Here is a 21,601-nt window from a genome sequence, read left to right as displayed (position 1 = left end):
GTCTTCCGGTGCGGGAAAGCTACGGCTCAGCGCTCTCGGGCCGGTTCTTCGGACCGGGCGCCGTCCGGCATCGCGTGGTCGGCCCCGGCCTTCTGGCCCCCGTCGAACCACGAGCGCCCGCCTTCGGACTGACCGTCAGGCTTGGCAGCACACTGGTCCTCGTGCTTCATGGCCTCCATGTTCCCGGGCAGCAGGGCCAAGAGGAGTTCTTCGAGGCCCTGATTCTGCTTGACGACCGACGTCTCGCACCTCTCCTGATGTACGGCGCCCTCATGCGGTGCGGGGCCGTCGGCCGCGGCGGGTGCGGCCGACGTCAGGGCTGCGGCAAGGACGATGACGGCGGCGGTGGCCGAGTACGCGACGGATCGCCGCAGACAGTGGATACGCGGAGTCTTCATGATCACACTCTGTGCGGAGAGAGCCCGGGAAAGAGGCACGACAGGCCATCGAACGGTCAACTCAACCCGAACGTACGATCACAGCCCACGGACTGACGCTGTATCAGCGCCGCTGCCCCCAGGCCATCATCATGCCCGGTGCGAGTTCCGCGAGCCGGGGCGAGGCAAGGTACGCCATCGCCTCGTCGACGACGGCGGCGTCCACCCGGCCGGTGTTCACCAGCGCGGGCCGCATCCGGCCCCAGGTCTCGGACCAGAAACGAGCCAGGGGATCGCCCGCGACCAGTGGCGGGCAGACCAGTTCCGCGGCCACGCTCCGCAGGCCCTCCTCTCTCAGGAAGTGCGGATACGCCGGGACGGACGAGATGTCCGTCCCGATCGTCGACTTCAGCGCCTGCCACATGGCGTCCATGGTCCGCCGGTAGGCGGACGAGGCGTCCAGTGCATCCGGCAGTTCCACGGCATCGCCCAGCACCAGCCAGCCTCCCGGGTTCAGCCAGTGCGCCAACCGCGTGACGAGGCCGCGCCGTTCGGGCAGGTGCATGAGGACGAACCTGGCATGGATCAGGTCGAAGCCACCGGGCCGCAGGCTCTCGTCGGTGATGTCGGCGGTGACCACCTTCAGCCGGGGGCCCGCGAGGGCGGCCAGGGTGCTGGTGTCACGGTCCAGGGCCACCACCTCGTCGACGCGCGCCTCCTCCAGCAGCCAGTGCGCCACCGTGCCGGTCCCGGCCCCCACTTCCAGGCAACGCCTGCCCGGCCCCGCCCCCAGCGCCCGCAGACGGCGCGTGGTGACGGGATCGTAGGCCTGCGCGGCGGCGTCGATCCGCTCGGCCTCCTGGGGGTGTTCCGGATCGAACAGCTCCTCGCCGTAGCGGCCGTCGCCGAAGTCCTCGCCGCTCTCCGTGCCTCTCGACGTCATGAGCTCTCCCTGATCATCGGGGATCCGCAGCAGTCACGATGGCAGGCTTCGATGCCAACCGGTCAAGAACACCGACCACTTGGCGGGTTCGTCGACCCCATCGGGTGAACGACGTCCGGGAGGCGGCCAGGAACACGCGGCGGGGCGAGGCACTGCGCCACGTGTGCGAGCAAGCACGCTTCGCACTGCCGAGCACGGGCAGGCACCGGCGCGTAGCGTGGAAATACCGGGCCTTTTCGGACAACTTTCCGGAAGGAAAGCGCGATGACCACCAGATCGACACATGTAACGCTCAACAATCATGCCACTCTGGCACGAGGGTCGAACCGCCGGGATCTCAAGCTCAGGCGTACCGCGATGAGCATCGATCGCGGTGAGTGGACCGCGAGTCCGCCGGAACTCATCAGCGACCGGGGCGAGTGGGAGTTCCGGGCCGACGAGCTGGCGATCGGTGCCGAAGGGCAGGTCATCTACCGGTTGGAGGATCCGGACGGTACGCCCGCGGGTGAGGTACGCGTGCGGTGGGGCGACTCCTTGGCCGCTCCGGACTCGCCGGCCCCGGGCGTCGCTCCCGCGGCCGTGGTGGTGACCGGGCTCGGCTCCACGGTGCTGCACAGCGAGGACGGCGGCGACGCCTCGAACGTGATCTTCGAGGTACGCGACGACCTGCGTGAGATCAGCGACGAGGAACGCGCCGCCGGCGTCGCCACGGTCGCGGATGTGCTCGAGGCGATCGACATGCAGCGCTTCGCCGCGATCTGGGAGCTGTCCCCGGGACCCTCGTTCCACGCGATGCACGGTCTGACGTCGGGGCAGTACCAGCAGAGGTTCAACGACCTCGTCGGTCAGGGTTTCCGGCCCGTGCAGGTCAGCGGCTACTCCAGCGGCGGCGTCGACCTGTTCGCGGCGATCTTCGAACAACGCCCGGGGCCGGCCCTGCAAGCCCGGCACGGACTGACGGCGGACCAGTACCAGCAGACCTTCAACGACCTCGTCGGACAAGGCTTCCGCCCGGTGGACGTCAACGGCTACCTGAGCGCCGCCGGAAGTGAGCGGTTCACGGCGATCTTCGAACAGCGCCCGGGGCCGGCCTTCCAGGCCCGGCACGGACTGACGGCGGACCAGTACCAGCAGACCTTCAACGACCTCGTCGGACAGGGCTTCCGGCCGATACGCGTCAGCGGCTACTCCAACGGTGGCATCGATTTGTTCGCAGCGATCTTCGAACAAAACCCGGGACCGGCCTTCCAGGCCCGCCACGGACTGACGGCGGACCAGTACCAGCAGACCTTCAACGACCTCGTCGGACAAGGCTTCCGCCCGGTGGACGTCAACGGCTACCTGAGCGCCGGTGGCGGCGACCGGTTCACCGCGATCTTCGAACAGCGCCCGGGACCGGCCCTGCAAGCACGCCACGGACTGACGGCGGACCAGTACCAGCAGACCTTCAACGACCTCGTCGGACAGGGCTTCCGGCTGCTGCACGTCAGCGGCTACCGGAACGGCTGAGCGTCCCGGGCGACGCTCGCGTGCCATCCGGGTCCGAACTGCTCGAGGGCCGCACGGGCACGGCCCTCGAGCGCATGCGTGCTGTCAGCAGCTTCTACCGTCAGTGCAGGATGTTCACAGCACGGGCGACCACCAGGACCACCGTCACCAGGGAGACCGTCGACTGCAGCATCATCAGCATCTTGGCCCAGCGCGACAGGGGCATCACGTCGGTCGGGCTGAAGGCGGTGGAGTTGGTGAACGACAGGTACAGGTAGTCCAGAAACGCCGGCTCCCACTCCGGGGGCGCCAGCTCCGGGCTCTGCATCTGCACGAAGAGGAAGTCGGCGAACTGGCGGTTCCCCAGGGCTCGTGCCATCGGCCCGCCCCGGTCCCACTCCCAGTACCACAGGGCGAACACGATGACATTGGTCAGCCAGATCCCGCCGCCGGTCAGCAGCAGCGGACCGGCATCGCTGCCCTCGGTGCCGTTCACCAGACCGGCCACCAGCCGGGCCGCCGCGAGGCCGTTGGCCAGGCTGATCACACAGATCAGGGCCAGGCCGAGCCAGCGCAGCCAGGATGTCCGGGGCTCGACCCGGCGAGGGTTCGCCGCGATCAGACCGGCCAGCAGAGCCAACTCGAGCACCGGCAGCGCCCAGTACGGCTGGAGGGCGAGCCGGTGCGGCAGCATCATCTGGAGGGTGACCGCCACCAGGATCACAGCGGTCACCGCCCACCGCGGCTCACCCCGTGTCGCCCGGCGCCACGCCGGTATCAGATCGCGCTCGCCGGTCTCCAGCAGCCGCTCGATCCTGGCCAGGCGGCTCTCGGCGTCGTCCATGCCGCCGCTCACGCCTGTTCCGCGTCCTCTGCCTCGTCGAAGCGCAGCACGAAACGTCGCTGCCAGGGTGTTTCCACAGCACGAGGGTGGTAGTGCCGGCGGACGAACGCCACGGCCTCGTCGGCCGGGACTCCATCGAGTACGGCCATGCAGGCCAGGGCCGTACCGGTCCGTCCGCGCCCGCCTGTGCAGGCGACCTCGACGCGTTCGTCCGCCGCCCGGGCCAGCGCCTCCTTCAACACGCTCCGCGCTTGCCGGCGGTCCTTGGGAAGCCGGAAGTCGGGCCACGGCAGCCATCGGGCTTCCCAGTCGGTGCGTGGGGGCTGCTTACCGAGCAGATGGACCGCGAAGGACGGCGTCGGTCCCGCGGGCAGGGGGTGACGCAGTCCCCGGCCGCGCACCAGAACGCCTGAGGGGAACCGTATGGTCCCGGGGGCGGTCGGGTTCCAGCTCTCAGCCATGTGAGCACCCTACCGAGGCACGGCCGTGGACCTGGCGTGCCAACGGCCGTCATGTGATTCGACCCGGATGGGCCGCCCGAAGCAGGCGGTGAAGTTCTCCGAGGTCAGCACCCGCTCGGCTGCGGATGCCGGTCAGCGTCCTCCAGCAGGACTGGGGCGCGGTCCTCGGCTTCGACGCCGCCGTGCTGTGGGGGGCGTGGGCCCTCGACCTGCGGCACAGCACCGTCGGCCACGTCCACTTCATGGCCGAGGAGGCGCCCGAGGACGTCGCCGAGGGACCTGCCCGCCCGCCGGGCCGGGCGCCAGCGGCAGTCGGCCTACCTGGTCAGTTCGGCCGGTTCGTCGAGCCGCGTCAGTTTCCGCGGGTTCGCGATCGCGTGGATCCGGGTGACCTTTCCGTTCTCCACCACGAGGCCCACCGCCGCCACCCGGCCGTCGTTCTCGATCCGGGCCGCGGGCGCGCCGTTGAGCCACACGGCGGACACCACACGGTCCGGGCGGGCGAGCAGTCTCGCCACGAGTTCGGCCCCGTGGACCGGGGCAGGAGCGGCGTTCGCGAGCCCGCCACCGTCGGCGATCAGGACCACGTCCGGCGCCATGACGTCCAGCAGCTCCTGCAACCGGCCGGTGCGCAGCGCGTCCAGGAACCGCTCCACCACGGCCTGCTGCTCCGACCGGCTCACGGGCGCGCGGGGCCGCCGGGCCGCCACGTGCTCGCGGGCCCGCCGGGCGATCTGCCGCACCGTGGCCGCGGTTTTCCCCGTGGCCTCGGCGATCTCGCCGTAACTCAGCTCGAAGACCTCGCGGAGCACGAACACGGCGCGCTCGGTCGGCCCGAGCGTTTCGAGGACGGTCAGCATCGCGATCGAGACGTTCTCCGCCAGCTCGACGTCCTCGGCGACATCAGGGCTGGTCAGCAGCGGCTCCGGCAGCCACGGGCCGACGTACTCCTCGCGGCTGCGCGACCTGGTCCGCAGCCGGTTGAGGGCTTGCCGTGTGACGGTCCGGACGAGGTACGCCCGTGGGTCCCGCACCTGCGAGTGGTCGACGTCGGCCCAGCGCAGCCAGGACTCCTGGAGCACGTCCTCCGCGTCGGCGGCCGAACCGAGCATCTCGTAGGCGACCGTGAACAGCAGGCTGCGATGGGCGACGAACGGGTCCTCGGTCATGCCGTCGGCGCCACGCCGGACGGCTGAGGACGCGCGGCCGGCGGAATCGCGCAGGCGTCGGAGTAGCCCTGCGAGGTGATCCCGTGCGCCGTGTTGCACCTGGCCGCCATGTTGGCGAAGCCGATGAACACGGTGAGTTCGACCAGCGCCGCCGGGCCGAGCCGGTCGAGCAGGCTCGCGGACAGCTCGTCGGTGACGGTCGGCGGTGTGCTGGTCATGGCCTCGGCGTACTCGAGGACGTCGCGCTCCAGCGGTGTGAACAGCTCCGACCGCCGCCAGTGCGGCACCTGGCCGGCCTTGGCCAGGTCCAGGTTCTGGTTCAGCGCGTGGAAGTAGTTGATGTCGAGGCACCAGCTACAGCCGACCTGTGCCGCGACGGCCATGTGCGCGAACGTCTTGAGACTCGCGTCGGCCGCGTCCCACGTAGCCGCCTTGGCCGAGAACTCCTGGTTGGCCTGGGCGAGTTCGGGCTGGTTCCACAGCACCTCGACGGGCTCGGGCACGGCCCCGAGCAGCTTGATCATGCTTTCTCGGAGCTCGGGGGCGAGCTCGGCCTTCGGAACGCGAAGGGTCACGGTGTTCTCCTTGTACGTGTGTCTGTCTGGCCGTTCGCCATGAAGACACCGCCGGACCCGCGCATGTGACATGCGAGTCGGCGCACGGGCTGGAAAATACCGTGAACAGATTTTGGCCCCCGCGTGGCCCGCCGTCCCGGGACCGGCGGGCCGACGCCTCGAAAGGCGCCGTCGCGAGGTAAGCGGAATCTACGCTTCCACCAACTGAAACGGAAGCCCCAATTCCTCTTGACCCCCCGACCTGCACCGACGCACCCTGAACCCCACCCGCCGCAAGGGAGTACAGGATGAGTCGGGCCACCAGCACACACCGCATCGTCGAGTACTGGACGGACAAGGGCACGCACGTGATCTTTCCCGTCGAGCGCAGCGAAGAAGTCGACCGCATGAGCGACGAGGAACTGATCTCGAAGTACGGAGACCCCGACGCGGGGGCCGTGGCACGCATCGCTCCGTAGCGCTCCGCAAGGCCGCCGGTCACGATGACCGCGGCCGGCTGCGCCGCTTCCGGGCGAGCGAGCCCTGGACGGACACGAACGTGCGCCAGGCGGTGTCGCCCGCCTCCAGTTCCATGCAGGCCAGGCCGTAGCTCACGGCCCCGGCGCCGGCGCACCCGTACCCCTGGATGTGCATCCCGAGGACACCCAACTCACCCAGGCCGCACACGAGTTACCTCCGGAAGTGCCGGTCCTCGAAGTCGGCGTCGACGACGGGGGGTGGGCCGGGGATCCCGGCTCCGCCGGCGGTCCCGAAACCGCTGATCGAGCAGTACACGAGGCGGGGATGGCGGTCCTTGAGGTCGGGGTAGCCCAGACCGAGCCGCTCCATCGTGCCGGGCCGGAAGTTCTCCACCACCACGTCGGACCGGGCGACGAGGGCACGGGCGCGCTCGCGTCCGGTCTCGCTCGCCAGGTCCAGGGCGACGGACCGCTTGTTGCGGTTGACGCTCAGGAAATAGGTGGAGGTGCCGTCCTCGTCGGCGGGCGGGCGCCACTGCCGGGTCTCGTCACCCGTGCCGGGCCGCTCGACCTTCACCACCTCCGCGCCGAGATCGGCGAGCAGCATGGTCGCGTACGGTCCGGCGAGCACCCGGGAGAAGTCCGCGATGCGCAGCCCCTCCAGGGCGCCGCGCCCCGCTCCCCCGACGCCGGCCGTACGCCCGCCGGAGGTGTCGTCCTCGATGTCCACGTCTGCCTCCTGGTGAGCGTCGCCGGTAGGGCCGGGCAGGGCCCGGCGCCCTCAGCGTCGCTGGGCTCGAGGCATCCGGTCAACGACGGACCGGCGCACGTTTGTGCGCGGAAAACGTTCCATCGGGCCAGGTCAGAAGGGGTGCACTCGGCCTACGCTCGGCGCGGCAGCACGGGGCCCGCGCCGGGCTGGCCGGCATCGCGGACTCGCGGCTCCGGGCCGAGAAGAAGGGCGCGATCTCCTCCGAGGACCGCGCACACGCCCTCGCGGGTCATCGAGGCCGCCGTCGAGGACGAGGCCGTGAAGACGGCGCTGTTCCGGCGACTGGACGAGGTGGTGACGTCACCGGACGCCGTCCTGGCCCGCAACACGTCCTCGATACCCATCGCGCGGCTCGCCGCGGCCACCGGCCGGTCCGCGTCGGTGGCCGGCCTGCACTCCTTCAACCCGGTCCCGGTGCTGCCGCTGGTCGAGGTGATCCCCTGCCTGCTCTCGGCGGAACGCATGGTCGGCTCCGGTACGGCGACACCCGAGGACATCGACACCGGTATGACGGCCGGCTGCGCCCACCCCATGGGCCCGCTGCACCTGGTGGACCTCATCGGTCCGGACACGGTGGCGGCCATCGGGGAGGCACTGTACGAGGAACACCGGGAGCCCCTGTACGCCCCGCCGCCCCTGCTGCGCCGCATGGTCGAGTCGGGCCTGCTGGGCCGGAAGTCGGGTCGGGGTTTCTTCGCCTACCCGGCGGCTTGAGCCCGAAGTTCGCGAGGCCTCCGCGCGAGCTCCGTCAGATCTCTGTGTGACGTCCTCCATTGCGAACATCGCGTCAAAGTGGCGAACCTCTCGTGGAACAGGTTTCCGAAGAACTGTTATCCGCGGCTCATCCTGCGATCTCCCAGTCATCGGACACCATCGTTCGGCGTCGAGGAGCAGGGGAGCTTTTGATGAGTACGCAGCACGCGGGGGACCCGGCAGCACTGGTGAACGCTGCCCGGGCCGGCGATCCCGGGGCTCAGGACGCACTGGTCAGCGCGTACCTCCCGCTCGTCTACAACATCGTGGGGCGGGCTCTGAACGGCTCGGTCGATGTCGATGACGTGGTGCAGGAGACCATGCTGCGTGCCCTCGACGGCCTGGGGGGCCTGCGTACTCCGGAAAGCTTCCGCTCCTGGCTCGTGGCCATAGCCATGAACCAGGTCCGGGCGCACTGGCAGAGCCGGCAGAGCGCGCCGGACGCCGTGGAGGACGCCGTGGACCTCGCGGATCCGGGTGCCGACTTCGTGGACCTGACCATGGTGCGGCTCCAGTTGTCCGGGCAGCGCCAGGAGACCGCGCGCGCCACGCGCTGGCTGGAGCCGGACGACCGGGGACTGCTGTCGCTGTGGTGGCTGGAGTGCGCCGGCGAGCTGACCCGGACCGAGGTGGCCGCTGCCCTGGAGCTGTCGCCTCAGCACACGGCGGTCCGGGTGCAGCGGATGAAGGCGCAGCTGGAGGCGGCCCGTGTGGTGGTGCGGGCGCTCGACGCGCAGCCGCCGTGCGCGGAGCTGAGTGGTGTGCTGGCCTCCTGGGACGGCCGGCCCTCGGCCTTGTGGCGCAAGCGAATAGCCCGGCACGCCCGGGACTGCGTGAGCTGTTCCGGCCTGTGGAGCGGGCTGGTGCCCGCGGAGGGACTGCTGGCCGGACTGGCGCTGGTCCCGGCGGCGGCCACGCTGCTCGCGAAGATACGGTCCGCCTCCGGCGGAATGGCTCCGGTCGGCTCGGCGTCGCGGCTCGACGCGGCGCAGGGCCCCGCCGGAACGGACCCCCAGGCGGGGCCCGGTGCCCCCTCCGGCCGGACGGCCTCCCGCGGCGAGGCCCGGCGGCGCCGGCGCGTCCGGCGCAGGGCCGTGGGCGGCGCCGTCGTGGCGGCCTGCGTGGCAGGGGGCGGCCTCTGGTACTTCGGCACGGACTCCGGGACCGGGCCCGAGGGGGCGACCGCCGCGCGGGCCGCCGGCGACCCCGTCGTCGACCTCTCGGCGACCCGTCCCGTCGAGACCTCACCGTCCGCGTCGGCGTCACCGTCGCCGAGCGCGTCGAAGCCGAAGAAGAAGCCGAGCCCCTCCAAGACGCCCAGCCCCACCAGGAAGAGCACCCCCACCCCCGAACGATCCGTACGGCCGGCACCGCGTCCGTCCAGCACACCGCAGGCGCAGGTGACCTCGTCGGACACCGTGACGCAGGTGGTCGCGCTGGTCAACAAGGAACGTTCGGCCGCCGGGTGCGGTCCGCTCACGGAGAACCCGCAACTGGAGGACGCCGCGCAGCGCCACTCCGACGACATGGCCGCCCGAAACTTCTTCGACCACACCAACCCGGACGGCGCCGACCCCGGGCAGCGCATCACCGCCGCCGGCTACCGCTGGTCCACGTACGGGGAGAACATCGCCCAGGGTCAGCAGACCCCGCAGGCCGTGATGGACTCCTGGATGAACAGCCCCGGCCACCGCGCCAACATCCTCAACTGCTCCTTCAAGGACATCGGCGTGGGCGTCCACAAGGGTTCGGGCGGCCCGTGGTGGACCCAGGACTTCGGCGCCAAGCTGTGATGCCGCCCGCGCTGTGATGCCGGGGCGGCCGCTGTAACCGGACAACTACACCTGTGAATCGCCTCAAGATTTACGCTGATCCGGCAATGGGTTTGTTAGATTGCGCAACTACGCAATCCAAGTGGAGCCCCCTCCACCTGCCCGTATCGCCGCTCACGTCGGCCGCCCCCACGGCCCGGCCTGGAGGGCCCGACCGTTCATGGGAGTGGTAGATGAGCGACCCGTGGGACGGCTCCGGTGGCCGGGCCGCGCGCAGCCGCACCGCCCAGGTGCCCGGACCGCGTAGGAGCCAGGAGGCCGGCGACATACCCCTGCCGGGCGGCCGGGCCGCGAGCCGGGCGGCCTCCCGCTCGCGCGGCGGTGGGCGGTCGGGGCACCGGAGCCGTCCGGTGCGGCGCGGCAGACGCGTACTGAAGATCATGGCGATCTCCCTGTCCGTCCTGGTCCTGGTCACCGCCGGGGCGGGATGGTGGTTCTACGAACACCTCAACGGCAACATCCACAGCCTCTCTCTCGACGGGAAGGGCGGGACCGAGAAGGCGGACGCCTTCGGCCGTACGCCGATCAACATCCTCGTCATGGGTTCGGACGGCCGGACCAGCAAGGCCGACTGCAAGCTCGGCGGCGGCTGCTCGAAGACCGGCGTGCAGACCGGCAGCAACGCCGACGTGGAGATGGTGGTGCACATATCCGCCGACCGCTCCAACGCCTCGGTGATGAGCATCCCCCGGGACACCATGACCAAGGTCCCGGCCTGCAAGGACAGCGAGAACGGCCAGTCCACGCCCGGCTACTACGGGCAGATCAACAGCGCGCTCCAGTACGGCCCGGCCTGTCAGGTGGCCACCGTGCACCAGCTCACCGGCATCCCCATCGACCACTTCGTCAAGCTGGACTTCTCCGGTGTGGTGAAGATGTCCGACGCGGTCGGCGGTGTCTCCGTGTGCGTCAACGCCGACGTCTACGACACCTACTCGCATCTGAAGCTGTCCGAGGGCACCCACACCCTCAAGGGTGTCGCGGCGCTGGAGTTCGTCCGCTCCCGGCACGGCTTCGGTGACGGCAGCGACCTCGGCCGTACCATCTCCCAGCACATCTTCCTGAGCGCGATGATCCGCAAGTTCAAGATCGCGGGCACGCTCACCGACCCGACCGCCGTGTACGGCCTCGCCGACGCCGCCACCAAGGCGCTCACCGTCGACGACGGCCTCGGCAGCGTCAAGAAGCTGATCTCGCTCGCCGACGACGTGAACAAGGTCCCCACCAAGCGGATGACCTTCACCACCATGCAGACCGCCCCCGACCCGGCGAACAAGGACCGCGTGGTGGTGGGGCCGGGCGCCAAGAGCCTCTTCGCCACCATCGCCGACGACCAGTCCCTGACGACCGGCTCGGGCAAGAAGTCCGAGGCGGCCTCCGCGAAGGCGACGGCGACCGCCTCGGCCGTGCCCCCTTCCCGGATCGCCGTGACGGTCGAGAACGGCACCACCATCACCGGCCGCGCCTCCGCCGTCGCCGGCGAGCTCACCGACCAGGGCTTCAGCTCCGGCACGACCACGGCCAACGCCCCCAGCCAGTCGGCCACGACCACACTCACGTACGGCACCGGACAGGAGGCCGAGGCCAAGACCGTGGCCAAGGCACTGGGCCTGTCGTCCTCACACCTCAAGGAGGGGAGCGGCACCGGTCTGACCCTGGTGATCGGCGGCGACTGGCCCAGCGGCGCGAGCTTCCCGGGCGGCACCTCCACGCCCGCGCCCGCCGACGCCAAGGCCGCCGTCGGAGGCGCCCACGCCCAGACCGCCGACAAGGCCAAGACCTGCGCCAAGGTCAGCCCCTACAAGACCGTCGAGCTGAACGGCGTCCCCATGACCCCGTCACAGGCGTACGCGGCGGCGAAGGGCAAGCCCGACTCCGACGACTGAGCGTCAGCGCCTGGCGGGCGGCACCCTGACCAGCCACTGCTCGGCACCGTCACGCGCGCGGTGCGCACCCTGATGGCCGACCAGGCGCCGGGAGTGGTCGGCGTGGCGGTGGGAGGGGTGCAGGACGACCTCACTCGGGAAGGAGCCGTCGACCGGGCGGACGCTCCAGCCGTCGTCGCGCCGTATGAGCGAGACGATGTACAGGGGCGGTGCCTCGATCCGCCAGAAGGCCCGCGCCGGTGCGGACAGGGCATGGACGAGCAGGGCCTTGACGACGGCCGGTTCGGCGACGGCGACGGCGCCGCCCGTCTGGTGGGGCAGGCTGTTGAGCCAGTGCGCGGCCCGGTGGCAGAGTTGACGTACGGATTCGCCGCCGTGTGGCGCGGCATCCGGGTCCGTGAGCCAGGCGCTGAGACCGTGCGGGTCGGCGGCGGCGACTTCGGCCATCGTGCGGCCGCGCCAGGTCCCGTAGTCGATGTCGCGCAGCGCCGGATCCACCGTGGTCTCGAGTCCGAGGGCTGCCGAGGTCAGTGCGCAGCAGTCGGAGGGTGACCGCACGGTCGGCGTGCGGAGAGGAGTCGCCGACAGGACAGCATCTGCCTCGTGCAGGTGGTCGTCACGGAGGGCCCCGTGACCGAAGACCGTGTCCGCGGTCCCGTTCGTGGTGTGCCCGCATACAAGCGTCAGGCGGATCGTCATGCGACTGCCCTCCTCCATGGCCCACCGTGTCCTGCGTCGTGCTCCTGCTCCCCAGGGTTCGCCGCCCCCGGGGCCACGACCATCCGGCAGGGGGCCGGAACTGTCCCCGTCGACCGGCGGGCGGCACCCCCGCCGCCTGGGCGGTGGGGGACGGGAGACTGCGGGTTGTCCGCCGGCGTGGTACGAATCGGAGAGTGATCCGATGATGAGTGGAGCACGCGTGATCCGGGTTCTGGTGGTCGACGACGAGGCCCTGATCCGTACGGGCTTCCAGCGCATCCTGGACGCCGCGGAGGACATCGAGGTCGTGGCGGCGGTTTCCGGTGGCGAGGCGGTCCGGACGGCGCAGGCGACGGGTCCCGACGTCGTACTGCTGGACATCCGTATGCCGGACGTCGACGGGCTCACCGTCCTGGCCGGTCTGCTCGCGCTTGAGCAGCCCCCGGTGGTGGCCATGCTCACCACGTTCGACATGGACGAGTACGTCGTCACGGCCCTGCGCTCGGGCGCGGCGGGCTTCCTGCTCAAGGACACCGATCCGGAGGAGCTGCCGTTCCTCGTGCGCGCCCTGGCCGACGGTGGCTGCGTACTGTCGTCCAAGGTCACCCGGACGGTCGTGGACCGCTACCTCCAGGCCGGCTGCCCGGAACAGGCCGCCCGCGGTCTGGACCGGCTGACGGACCGCGAGCGTGCCGTGCTGGTCCTGATCGCCGAGGGGCTGTCCAACTCCGACATCGCCGTCCGTATGCACCTGAGCACCGGCACGGTCAAGGACCACGTGAGCGCCGTCCTCGGCAAGCTGGAGGTCAGCAGCCGCGTCCAGGCCGCCCTGCTCGCCGAACGCGCCGGGCTCCTGAAGCCGCCACGGGACCTGGAGCCGGGATGATGTCCCGCCGGCTCGCCGACGCAGCTCAGGATGCCGCCCTGATCGGTGCGGCACTGCTCGACGTGTGGGTGAACGTCGATCCCAGCGACTCACTGCGCATGGCCGTGGCCCTGCTCGCCGCCTGCGTGCTGGTGGTGCGTCGGCGCCTGCCGCGGCTCACCTTCGTACTCAGTATGCCCGCCGTCCTGTTCTCGGACGCGATCTTCGCCGCCCTGGCGGCCCTGTACACACTGGCCACGATCACCCGGCGCCGGGGTGCGCTGGCCCTGTGCGCCCTGGCGTTGACGCTCAGCGACATGACGACCACCTCAGGGTCGCTGCGCCTCGATCTGTGGAACACCTCGGCCCTGATCACCCTGGGCTATACGGCCGCCACGGCCGCGGCTCCCGTCTTCCTCGGCCAGCTCGTCCAGGCCCGGCGGGACCTGTCGCTGCGGCTCGCCGAGATCTCCCGGGCGCGTGACCACGAGCGGCGGCTGACCGAGCAGGCCGTCCTGGCCAAGGAACGCGCACAGCTCGCGCGGGAGATGCACGATGTGGTCTCCCACCAGGTCAGTCTGATCGCGGTGCGGGCCGGAGCGCTCCAGGTCGGCACGCGGGACGCCGACGCCAAGGAGGCCGCGGCCACCATCCGGCGGCTGAGCGTGCAGACACTGGACGAGCTGCGCCACATGGTCAACGTCCTGCGCGACTCGCACGGCCGCCCCGCGGAGCTGACCCCGCAGCCCTCGCTCGGCGACCTGCGGCGGCTGGTCGACGCCAGTGGCATCGACACCGACCTGAAGGCGGACCTGCCCGGCGGCCTCTCGCCGGCGCTCCAGCGCGCCGTCTACCGCACCGTTCAGGAGGCGCTGACCAACGTCCGCAAACACGCGCCCGGCGCCACCGCGACCGTGCTCGCCTCCCACGAGGGCGACACCGTGCGGGTCACCGTCAGCAACACCGCACCGGTCCGGCCGCCCGTCCCCCTGCCCAGCTCGCACTACGGCCTGGTGGGCCTGCGACAGCGCGCCGCCCTGCTCGGCGGCACCGTCACCAGCGGCCCGACCGCCGACGGCGGGTACGAGCTCCGGCTGGTACTGCCCACCGAACAGGCGCCGTGAGCCGGGGGAACGGCTCCTGACTGGCGCGGCCAGAATGCGGTGGGAAAATAGTAATCACTTGGGGAAAGTCTGTATTTATCAATCCTTCTCCACAGATGCTCCGTATAGATGTTATGACGTCAGATTCGAAGCTCACGCCACGCGCGGCCCGAAGCGGTGTCCGCAGCGGCCGACCGGAAGGCGAACCCGTCATCGGGGAAGCACCGGCCGGTGCGGGACCTTCGCCATCCCGACAGGTCCCGCCGCCCGGCGAAGGGCAGGGCGCGCCCCCACTGGAACAGGCTCTCGCGGAAGTGATGGCCGATCTGGTGTCCGTCCCGGAGGTGCCGCCGGACAGTCACTTCTTCGACGACCTGGGAGCCGACTCCCTGGTGATGGCGCATTTCTGCGCGCGGCTGCGCAAGAGGGCGGATCTGCCCTCGGTGTCGATGAAGGACGTCTATCAACATCCCACGATCAGCGGCCTGGCGGCAGCACTGCCGGACACCGCGCCGGCGCACCCGGAGCCGCGGGAGGCGCCGGTGCCGCGGGCCACGGCCCCGTCGCCCGAGGCGGCGGGCATGACGTCGTACGTCCTGTGCGGATTCCTTCAGGTCGTTGCCTTCCTCGGCTATGTGTATCTGCTGGCGGTGGCCACCGCTTGGGGATACGAGTGGATCTCGGGCGGGACGAGCGTGCTCGATGTGTATGCGAGGTCCGTGCTGTTCGGCAGCGCCGGCTTCCTGGGTCTGTGTGCCCTTCCCGTCGTCGTGAAGTGGACGTTCGTCGGGCGCTGGAAGCCCGGGGAGATCCGGATATGGTCCCTGGGATACGTCCGCTTCTGGATCGTCAGGACGCTGATCCGTTCGGGCCCGCTGGTGCTGTTCGTGGGCTCACCGCTGTATGTGTTCTATCTACGGGCGTTGGGTGCGCACATCGGGCGGGGAGTCGTGATTCTCTCCCGGAACGTGCCTGTTTGCACGGACCTGCTCACCATCGGTGAGGGCACCATCATCCGGAAGGACTCGTTCTTCTCCTGCTATCGCGCTCATGGGGGCGTGATCCAGCCGGGCCCGGTCAGCTTCGGGAAATCGGTGCTCGTCAGCGAGGCCACGGTGATCGACATCCGGACGGCGCTCGGCGACGGGGCCCAGCTCGGGCACGCCTCCTCGCTGCACAGCGGGCAGGTGATCCCCGACGGCGAGCACTGGCAGGGATCCCCGGCGGACCGGGCCTCGGTGGAGTTCCAGGTCGTGGGCGAGATGCCCCGCGCCGCGCTGCGCCGGGCCACGCACACCGTGATGCAGCTGGTGGGCGCGCTGTTCGTGTATGTGCCGCTCGCGGTCGGTGGCACGGTCATGCTGCTGGTCGGGGTTCCGCAGTCGAGAACGGTCCTCGAGCCGGGACCCGCGGTGCTGGCCGACGCGACGTTCTACCGGGATGCGGCGGTGGCGGCGGCCGTGCTCGTCGTCGGCGGTGTGCTGGTGGGCCTGTCGCTCGTCAGCCTGCTGCCCCGTGTGCTCGGCCATGTCCTCGTACCGGGGCGTGACTACCCGTTGTACGGATGGCGTTACTCGGTACAGCGAGCCATAGCGCGGCTCACCAACAGGAGGGTTCTCACCCGGCTGTTCGGTGACAGCTCCTGCATCGTCCACTATCTGCGGGCCATCGGCTACGAGTTCTCCCACATCGAGCAGACGGGGTCGAACTTCGGCACGGAAGTCAGGCACGAGAGCCCCTTCCTGAGCTCGGTGGGCAGCGGGACGATGGTCGCGGACGGTCTGTCGATCATGAATGCCGACTTCTCCAGCACCGCGTTCCGGGTGTCCCGGACATCGATCGGCGCGCACAGCTTCCTGGGGAACCGGATCGCCTATCCGGCGCGGTCACGGGCGGGCGACAACTGCTTGCTGGCGACGAAGGTCATGGTCCCTGTCGACGGCGAGGTCCGGGCAGGGGTGGGGCTGCTGGGCTCCCCCAGCTTCGAGATCCCGCGGACGGTGCTTCGCGACAGCCGGTTCGACCGGTTCAGGAGCGGCGAGGCGCTTCGCCGCGGCCTCGCGGCGAAGAACAAGCACAACGCGGCCACCATGGGCTGGTACCTGCTGTCGCGTTGGGTCTACGTTCTGGTCGCCGCTCTGATCGTCGCCGGTGCGGCGGACCTGTACCCCTCGCTCGGAGCGTCCGCCCTGGCGCTGGCCGACGTCCTCGGCCTGCTCTTCACCGCGGTCTATTTCGTGCTGGTCGAGCGTGCCGTCACCGCCGTGCGCCGTCCGGGCCCCTTGTACTGCTCGATCTACGATCCCCGCTTCTGGTGGCGCGAGCGCTACTGGAAGGTGCCCTCGGAGACGTACCTGCGGATTTTCAACGGCACGCCGTTCAAGAACGTGATCTGGCGGCTGCTGGGCGTCCGCATCGGGAGCAGGGTCTTCGACGACGGCTGCTACCTGCCGGACCGGCCGATGGTGGCCATCGGGGACGCCTGCACGCTGAACGCCGGAAGCATCATCCAGTGCCACTCGCAGGAGGACGGCACGTTCAAGTCCGACACCACCACGATCGGCGGCGGCTGCACACTCGGAGTCGGCTCGCTCGTCCATTACGGCGTGACGTTGGGCGACGGCGTGGTGCTGGCCCCGGACTCCTTCCTCATGAAGGGCGAGATGGTCCCCTCGCACGCGCAGTGGGGCGGGAACCCGGCACGGGAGTTGGAGCGGGTCCGCCAGGACGCGGGGAGGTGCGGTCGATGACCGTCGAACCTGTCCTCAACGGGGGTGGTGTCACCAGGATTCCGCGCTGGTCGCTCCTGCCGGTGCCGGGCGTCGCGGAACACGAGGCGGTGATCCCCGAGGAGACCATGACCGCCGTTCACCGGCTGGCCCACGAGTTGGCCGTGCCGACCAGTTCGGTCCTGCTCGCGGCACACGCCAGAGTACTGGCCGCGCTGACCGGCGAGCACGAGGTCACGACGGGCTACATCACCGAGCCGGGCGGTCGGCCGCTGCCGTGCGGGCTGACGACAGAGGTGCCGTCGTGGCGGGCCCTCATCCGGGAAGCCCGGCGTGGCGAGACGGAACTGCCGGCGCACCGGCACGTCCCGGCCGGGGACCTCGAACGCGAGCCGGGCCTGTCCGGACCGCTGAGCGAAGCCGCGTTCGATCCGCTCCCCGCGGCCGGCGCCGACCCAGGCCGCGAACTCCCCGCCGGCACGGTGCTGCAGGTCGGGACCGCCCGGCACGAGAGCGGCACCGTCCTGCGGCTGCGGTACCGCCGCGACGCACTGGACGCCCGGTTCGCCGCGCGCGTCGCGGGATACCACCTGGCCGCGCTGGCCTTGATGACCGCCGCTCCGGACGCTCCGCACGAGCCACAGAACCTGCTGTCCGCGCAGGAGATCCGCTTCCAGCTCGACGCCCTCGCCGGTCCGCGGCGAGAGCTCCCGCAGCGGTGTGTCCATGAACTGTTCGAGCAGCGCGTCCAGGACGACGGGGACGCCGTCGCCCTCGTGCACGGGGCCCGGCAGTGGACGTACGCGGAACTCGACGCGCGCGCCGACGACGTGGCACGGGCCCTGCTCATGCGCGGGGCGGGGCGCGAGGACGTCGTCGCGGTGGTGACGGAGCGAAACCTTCACTGGGCGGCCGCCGTTCTGGGCGTCTTCAAGGCCGGGGGTGTCTACCTGCCCGTCGAGCCGCACTTCCCCGCCGATCGCATCGCGACCACGCTGTCGCGCGCCGGGTGCCGGCTCGTGCTCACCGAGCGGGGCAGCACCACCACCCTGTCCCGGGCCGTGGACACACTGCCCGACGTACGGACGCTGCTGATCGAGACGGCGTACGAGGAGACGCACGCTGCCAAAAACCCCGGCGTCGACGTGTCCTTGGACCAACTCGCCTACATCTACTTCACCTCCGGCTCCACCGGAGAGCCCAAGGGCGCGATGTGCGAACACGCGGGGATGCTCAACCACATCCATGCAAAGATCGACGACCTGCGCATCGGCGAGGGACAGGTCGTCGCCCAGACGGCGCCTCAGTGCTTCGACATCTCCTTGTGGCAACTGCTGGCGGCGCTCGTGGCCGGGGGGCGGACGCTGATCGTTCCGCAAGAGGTGATCTGGGACGTCCCGCGCTACGTCGACACCATCGCCGACGGCCGGGTCAGCGTCCTTCAGGCCGTGCCCTCGTACCTCGACGCCGTGTTGTCGTTCCTCGAGCGGTGCCCGCGCGAACTGCCCGACCTCCGCTGCGTGTCGGTCACCGGCGAGGCGCTGAAGAAGGAGCTCGTGGAGCGCTGGTTCGCCGCACAGCCGGGCATTCGGCTCGTCAACGCCTACGGGCTCACCGAGACCTCGGACGACACCAACCACGAAGTCCTGGACGGCGTACCGGACACCGCGCGGATCCCGCTCGGCCGTCCCGTCAACAACGTACGGGTCCGTGTTGTCGACGACCATCTGTCACTGGTCCCGCTCGGCGCGCCCGGCGAGATCGTCTTCTCCGGCGTCTGCGTCGGCCGCGGCTACGTCAACGATCCCGAGCGCACCCGCCGGTCGTTCACGACCGATCCCTATCGCGCCGGCGAACGGCTCTACCGAAGCGGCGACTACGGCCGTTGGCTGCCCGGGGGCAAGCTCGACTTCCTCGGCCGCCGGGACAGCCAGGTCAAGATCCATGGCTTCCGGATCGAGATCGAGGACGTCGAGAACGCACTGCCGAAGGTGCCCGGCGTGCGCACCGGCGCGGTGGCCGTCGCCCAGGGCGGACGCGACAGGCGCCTGGTGGCCTTCTGCTGCGGTGAACCACCGCTCACGGACTCCGTGATGCGCGACCAGCTGGGCAGGTGGCTGCCCGCCTACATGATCCCCTCCGCCTTCCACTGGCGCGCCGGCCTGCCGCTGACCGTGAACGGCAAGGTCGACCGCAAGGCGCTGGCCTCGCTCGCCACGGAACTCGGCGACACCGGGCCCGGCGGCACCGCCGATGCCACCGGCGCCGAGTCCGGCGAAGCCCCGCGGACACCGGCGGAGCGGCGTCTGGCCGCCGCATGGGCCACGGTGCTCGGCGTCCCGCAGTACCGGATCGGCCGGCACGATCACTTCTTCGACAACGGCGGAACCTCGCTCACCGCGGTACAACTCGCCATCCGCCTCGACCGCGTGCTCACCCTGAAGGACCTCACCCGGCATCCGGTCCTCGCCGACCTGGCCCGGCTGCTCGACGCCAGAGCGGCGGCGGCGTCCCCGGCCGTCGAACCGACCGTTGAACAGACCGTCGAACCGTCACCGGAGGCAATGTGAGATGTCCTCCTCATTCACCAGCCGACCACTGGAGCCGGACGTGCGGCTCGACCGGGTGCCGGTCCTGACGACCGGTCCGATCGACGATCCCTCCCGTTGGGCGGCCGAACACCGCGACAAGCTGCGGAACCTCGTCACCGAGCACGGTGCCGTTCTCGTCCGCGGTCTCGGTCTTCGTGACCTGCCCGCGACGGCCTCGGTCTTCAGCCGGCTGGCCTCGGGCCTGATGGACGAAAGGGAAGCGTTCGCGGCCCGGCGGTCCTACGGCAACGGCGTGTACTCGTCGTCGAAGTGGCCGCCCAACCAACCGATGTGCATGCACCACGAGCTCAGCTACGCCCTCCGGTTCCCGGGCATGCTCCAATTCGCCTGCCTGAGTGCGCCCGACAGCGGCGGAGCGACGGCGCTCGCCGATTCACCCACCGTGCTCGACGCCCTGCCCGGCGAGCTCGTCGAACGGTTCGAGCGCGAAGGATGGCTGCTCATCCGCAACTACAACGACGACATCGGCGCCTCCTGGGCCGATGCGTTCGGCACCGACGACCGTACGACCGTCGAGAATTACTGCCGTGCCGCGGCGATCGAGTTCGCCTGGCAACCCGACGGCGGTCTGCGCACCGGCCAGCGCCGCAGCGCCGTGATCCGTCACCCGCTCACGGGGCGGCGCTGCTGGTTCAACCAGATCGCGTTCCTCAGCGAATGGACACTGGATCCCGAGATCCGCGAGTACCTGGTGGATCTCTACGGCGCCGACGGGCTGCCGTTCAACACCCGTTACGGGAACGGCGACGCGATCTCGCGGGAGACCGTCGACCTCATCAACGGGGTCTACCAGGCCAACACCGTACGTGAACCATGGCGGGACGGTGACCTGTTGCTCGTCGACAACCTGCGCACCGCGCACAGCCGAGAGGCCTACGAAGGACGGCGCGAGGTGCTTGCCGCCCTGGCCGACGCGGTGCTGCTGGCCGACTGCTCGCCGACCGTGGAGGTGCTCCCGTCATGACCACCACCTACTCCCCCGCCGCCCGGCTCGCACCCTCCGGGCCGCTGCGTGTGCCTCCCTTCGCCGTCATCTCCGGCGCGCAGGTGCGGGGTGTGCTGCAGGGGCGGGAACAGCGGATCGTGCGACTGGTGGAGGACGCCTACCGGCTGCACGCCGAAGGCGACTCGGTGAACCCGCCCTCCTATTTCCTGCGTTTCGACGATCGTCCGACGTCCCGGATCATCGCGCTGCCCGCCTCGCTCGGAGGCGAGACACGGGTGGACGGCCTCAAGTGGATCTCCAGCTTCCCGCAGAACGTCGCGGCCGGCATCCCGCGGGCATCGGCGGTACTCATCCTCAACGACCATGACACCGGCTACCCGTTCGCGTGCCTCGAGAGTTCGATCATCAGCGCTTCCCGAACGGCCGCGTCGGCGGCGCTGGCGGCCGACCGGCTCACCCGGCGCCGGCCGCGCCCGGCGAGCGTCGGCTTCGTCGGCACGGGACTGATCGCCCGTTACATCCACACGTTCCTGGCCGGCACGGGCTGGTCGTTCGAGAACATCGGCGTGTTCGACCTGTCCCGCGAGAACGCCGCGGCCTTCCGTTGCTGCCTGGAGCAGTCCGGAACCACGGGGCACATCACCGTGCACGACAGCGCCGAACAGGTGATCCGCCTCAGCGACCTGGTCGTCTTCGCCACGGTCGCCGCCCGTCCCCACATCCACGACCCGGCATGGTTCGCGCACCGTCCCGTCGTTCTCCACGTGTCACTGCGCGACCTGGCGCCCGCGGTTCTCCTCGCGTCGGCCAACATCGTCGACGACACCGACCACTGCCTGCGGGCCGACACATCACCGCACCTGACCGAACAGCTCACCGGGAACCGTCAGTTCCTCGACGGCACCCTGGCGGATGTCATGGACGGGCGCGTGACACCACCGGCGGACCGGCCGGTGGTCTTCTCACCCTTCGGCCTGGGGGTGCTCGACCTGGCCCTGGGCAAGTACGTCTACGACCGACTCGCCGACTTGGGAGAACTGCATGTCGTCGATGACTTCTTCCACGAGCTGAACCGCTACGGATGAGCGG

18 protein-coding genes and 3 pseudogenes are annotated in these 21,601 nt (G+C 70.3%); 12 read left to right on the top strand and 9 right to left on the bottom strand.

Annotated elements, in window-relative coordinates; translation table 11 throughout:
* Positions 1-26 precede the first annotated feature (26 nt).
* Positions 27-398: a hypothetical protein gene (locus tag ACH45E_RS14945; RefSeq protein ID WP_361438903.1), complete on the bottom strand. Its 372-nt coding sequence runs from the start codon at positions 396-398 to the stop codon at positions 27-29.
* A gap of 103 nt (positions 399-501) precedes the next feature.
* Positions 502-1,320 carry a class I SAM-dependent methyltransferase gene (locus ACH45E_RS14940; protein WP_361438905.1) on the bottom strand — a complete coding sequence of 273 codons (819 nt, stop codon included), beginning with the start codon at positions 1,318-1,320 and terminating at the stop codon, positions 502-504.
* A 357-nt stretch (positions 1,321-1,677) separates the two neighbouring features.
* Here ACH45E_RS14940 and ACH45E_RS14935 point away from each other — a divergent pair, with 357 nt between their 5' ends.
* Positions 1,678-2,829 (top strand): hypothetical protein, encoded by a 1,152-nt coding sequence (locus tag ACH45E_RS14935; protein WP_361438907.1) that lies wholly within the window; start codon positions 1,678-1,680, stop codon positions 2,827-2,829.
* Positions 2,830-2,929: 100 nt separating this feature from the next.
* On the opposite strand, the gene ACH45E_RS14930 is transcribed toward ACH45E_RS14935, so the two are convergent.
* Positions 2,930-3,664, bottom strand: coding sequence for a hypothetical protein (locus ACH45E_RS14930; RefSeq protein ID WP_361438909.1), 735 nt, complete (start codon positions 3,662-3,664; stop codon positions 2,930-2,932).
* The gene (locus ACH45E_RS14925; RefSeq protein ID WP_361438911.1) at positions 3,661-4,113 is read right to left on the bottom strand and encodes a protein-tyrosine phosphatase family protein; all 453 of its coding nucleotides are present in this window, start codon (positions 4,111-4,113) and stop codon (positions 3,661-3,663) included. The genes ACH45E_RS14930 and ACH45E_RS14925 overlap by 4 nt, the downstream gene beginning before the upstream one ends.
* A gap of 116 nt (positions 4,114-4,229) precedes the next feature.
* Here ACH45E_RS14925 and ACH45E_RS14920 point away from each other — a divergent pair.
* A pseudogene (locus ACH45E_RS14920) lies at positions 4,230-4,385 on the top strand (alpha/beta hydrolase); the annotation flags it as partial.
* Positions 4,386-4,430: 45 nt separating this feature from the next.
* Here ACH45E_RS14920 and sigJ read toward each other — a convergent pair.
* Together sigJ and ACH45E_RS14910 are read right to left on the bottom strand one after the other, a co-directional pair.
* Positions 4,431-5,282, bottom strand: a complete 852-nt coding sequence (sigJ, locus tag ACH45E_RS14915) for an RNA polymerase sigma factor SigJ (protein ID WP_361438913.1) — start codon at positions 5,280-5,282, stop codon at positions 4,431-4,433.
* On the bottom strand, positions 5,279-5,857 hold the full coding sequence (locus ACH45E_RS14910) for a carboxymuconolactone decarboxylase family protein (protein WP_361438915.1): 579 nt from the start codon (positions 5,855-5,857) through the stop codon (positions 5,279-5,281). Before ACH45E_RS14910 ends, sigJ begins: the two co-directional genes overlap by 4 nt.
* 287 nt (positions 5,858-6,144) lie before the next feature.
* On the opposite strand from ACH45E_RS14910, the gene ACH45E_RS14905 reads away from it, so the two are divergent.
* The gene (locus tag ACH45E_RS14905; RefSeq protein ID WP_361438917.1) at positions 6,145-6,315 is read left to right on the top strand and encodes a hypothetical protein; all 171 of its coding nucleotides are present in this window, start codon (positions 6,145-6,147) and stop codon (positions 6,313-6,315) included.
* A 52-nt stretch (positions 6,316-6,367) separates the two neighbouring features.
* Here ACH45E_RS14905 and ACH45E_RS14900 read toward each other — a convergent pair.
* A pseudogene (locus tag ACH45E_RS14900) lies at positions 6,368-6,514 on the bottom strand (acyl-CoA dehydrogenase family protein); the annotation flags it as partial.
* 42 nt (positions 6,515-6,556) lie between these two features.
* Positions 6,557-7,039: pseudogene (locus tag ACH45E_RS14895) on the bottom strand (CoA transferase); the annotation flags it as partial.
* Positions 7,040-7,345: 306 nt separating this feature from the next.
* Between ACH45E_RS14895 and ACH45E_RS14890 the strand changes: the two are divergent.
* From ACH45E_RS14890 to ACH45E_RS14880, 3 genes are all read left to right on the top strand, one after another.
* Positions 7,346-7,801 (top strand): 3-hydroxyacyl-CoA dehydrogenase family protein, encoded by a 456-nt coding sequence (locus ACH45E_RS14890; protein ID WP_399040741.1) that lies wholly within the window; start codon positions 7,346-7,348, stop codon positions 7,799-7,801.
* Between the two features lie 191 nt (positions 7,802-7,992).
* Positions 7,993-9,633 carry a sigma-70 family RNA polymerase sigma factor gene (locus ACH45E_RS14885; RefSeq protein WP_361438919.1) on the top strand — a complete coding sequence of 547 codons (1,641 nt, stop codon included), beginning with the start codon at positions 7,993-7,995 and terminating at the stop codon, positions 9,631-9,633.
* A gap of 212 nt (positions 9,634-9,845) precedes the next feature.
* Positions 9,846-11,558: an LCP family protein gene (locus ACH45E_RS14880; protein WP_361438921.1), complete on the top strand. Its 1,713-nt coding sequence runs from the start codon at positions 9,846-9,848 to the stop codon at positions 11,556-11,558.
* Positions 11,559-11,561: 3 nt separating this feature from the next.
* On the opposite strand, the gene ACH45E_RS14875 is transcribed toward ACH45E_RS14880, so the two are convergent.
* Entirely contained in the window at positions 11,562-12,257 is a 696-nt protein-coding gene (locus ACH45E_RS14875) for a histidine phosphatase family protein (protein ID WP_361438923.1), read from the bottom strand.
* A gap of 220 nt (positions 12,258-12,477) precedes the next feature.
* On the opposite strand from ACH45E_RS14875, the gene ACH45E_RS14870 reads away from it, so the two are divergent.
* From ACH45E_RS14870 to sbnB, 6 genes are all read left to right on the top strand, one after another.
* A complete protein-coding gene (locus ACH45E_RS14870; protein WP_361438925.1) occupies positions 12,478-13,143 on the top strand; it encodes a response regulator transcription factor in 666 nt (221 codons plus the stop codon).
* On the top strand, positions 13,140-14,246 hold the full coding sequence (locus tag ACH45E_RS14865; RefSeq protein WP_361438927.1) for a histidine kinase: 1,107 nt from the start codon (positions 13,140-13,142) through the stop codon (positions 14,244-14,246). The genes ACH45E_RS14870 and ACH45E_RS14865 overlap by 4 nt, the downstream gene beginning before the upstream one ends.
* 113 nt (positions 14,247-14,359) lie before the next feature.
* Positions 14,360-16,975, top strand: coding sequence for a Pls/PosA family non-ribosomal peptide synthetase (locus tag ACH45E_RS14860; protein WP_399040737.1), 2,616 nt, complete (start codon positions 14,360-14,362; stop codon positions 16,973-16,975).
* Positions 16,972-19,524, top strand: coding sequence for an amino acid adenylation domain-containing protein (locus ACH45E_RS14855; protein WP_361438929.1), 2,553 nt, complete (start codon positions 16,972-16,974; stop codon positions 19,522-19,524). Before ACH45E_RS14860 ends, ACH45E_RS14855 begins: the two co-directional genes overlap by 4 nt.
* Position 19,525: 1 nt before the next feature.
* A complete protein-coding gene (locus ACH45E_RS14850; RefSeq protein ID WP_361438931.1) occupies positions 19,526-20,530 on the top strand; it encodes a TauD/TfdA family dioxygenase in 1,005 nt (334 codons plus the stop codon).
* Positions 20,527-21,597: a 2,3-diaminopropionate biosynthesis protein SbnB gene (gene sbnB / locus ACH45E_RS14845; RefSeq protein ID WP_361438933.1), complete on the top strand. Its 1,071-nt coding sequence runs from the start codon at positions 20,527-20,529 to the stop codon at positions 21,595-21,597. Before ACH45E_RS14850 ends, sbnB begins: the two co-directional genes overlap by 4 nt.
* Positions 21,598-21,601 lie beyond the last annotated feature (4 nt).

The organism is Streptomyces sp. NPDC020299, assembly GCF_044387825.1.
Lineage (GTDB): Bacteria > Actinomycetota > Actinomycetes > Streptomycetales > Streptomycetaceae > Streptomyces.
This window is presented reverse-complemented; position numbering and strand designations above follow the sequence as displayed.

Excerpts from the sequence above, each read along its gene's own strand:
- ACH45E_RS14945 (WP_361438903.1), bottom strand. The coding sequence starts at position 398 with ATGAAGACTCCGCGTATCCACTGTCTGCGGCGATCCGTCGCGTACTCG.
- ACH45E_RS14940 (WP_361438905.1), bottom strand. The coding sequence starts at position 1,320 with ATGACGTCGAGAGGCACGGAGAGCGGCGAGGACTTCGGCGACGGCCGC.
- ACH45E_RS14935 (WP_361438907.1), top strand. The coding sequence starts at position 1,678 with ATGAGCATCGATCGCGGTGAGTGGACCGCGAGTCCGCCGGAACTCATC.
- ACH45E_RS14925 (WP_361438911.1), bottom strand. The coding sequence starts at position 4,113 with ATGGCTGAGAGCTGGAACCCGACCGCCCCCGGGACCATACGGTTCCCC.
- sigJ (WP_361438913.1), bottom strand. The coding sequence starts at position 5,282 with ATGACCGAGGACCCGTTCGTCGCCCATCGCAGCCTGCTGTTCACGGTC.
- ACH45E_RS14905 (WP_361438917.1), top strand. The coding sequence starts at position 6,145 with ATGAGTCGGGCCACCAGCACACACCGCATCGTCGAGTACTGGACGGAC.
- ACH45E_RS14885 (WP_361438919.1), top strand. The coding sequence starts at position 7,993 with ATGAGTACGCAGCACGCGGGGGACCCGGCAGCACTGGTGAACGCTGCC.
- ACH45E_RS14880 (WP_361438921.1), top strand. The coding sequence starts at position 9,846 with ATGAGCGACCCGTGGGACGGCTCCGGTGGCCGGGCCGCGCGCAGCCGC.
- ACH45E_RS14875 (WP_361438923.1), bottom strand. The coding sequence starts at position 12,257 with ATGACGATCCGCCTGACGCTTGTATGCGGGCACACCACGAACGGGACC.
- ACH45E_RS14865 (WP_361438927.1), top strand. The coding sequence starts at position 13,140 with ATGATGTCCCGCCGGCTCGCCGACGCAGCTCAGGATGCCGCCCTGATC.
- ACH45E_RS14860 (WP_399040737.1), top strand. The coding sequence starts at position 14,360 with ATGACGTCAGATTCGAAGCTCACGCCACGCGCGGCCCGAAGCGGTGTC.
- ACH45E_RS14855 (WP_361438929.1), top strand. The coding sequence starts at position 16,972 with ATGACCGTCGAACCTGTCCTCAACGGGGGTGGTGTCACCAGGATTCCG.
- ACH45E_RS14850 (WP_361438931.1), top strand. The coding sequence starts at position 19,526 with ATGTCCTCCTCATTCACCAGCCGACCACTGGAGCCGGACGTGCGGCTC.
- sbnB (WP_361438933.1), top strand. The coding sequence starts at position 20,527 with ATGACCACCACCTACTCCCCCGCCGCCCGGCTCGCACCCTCCGGGCCG.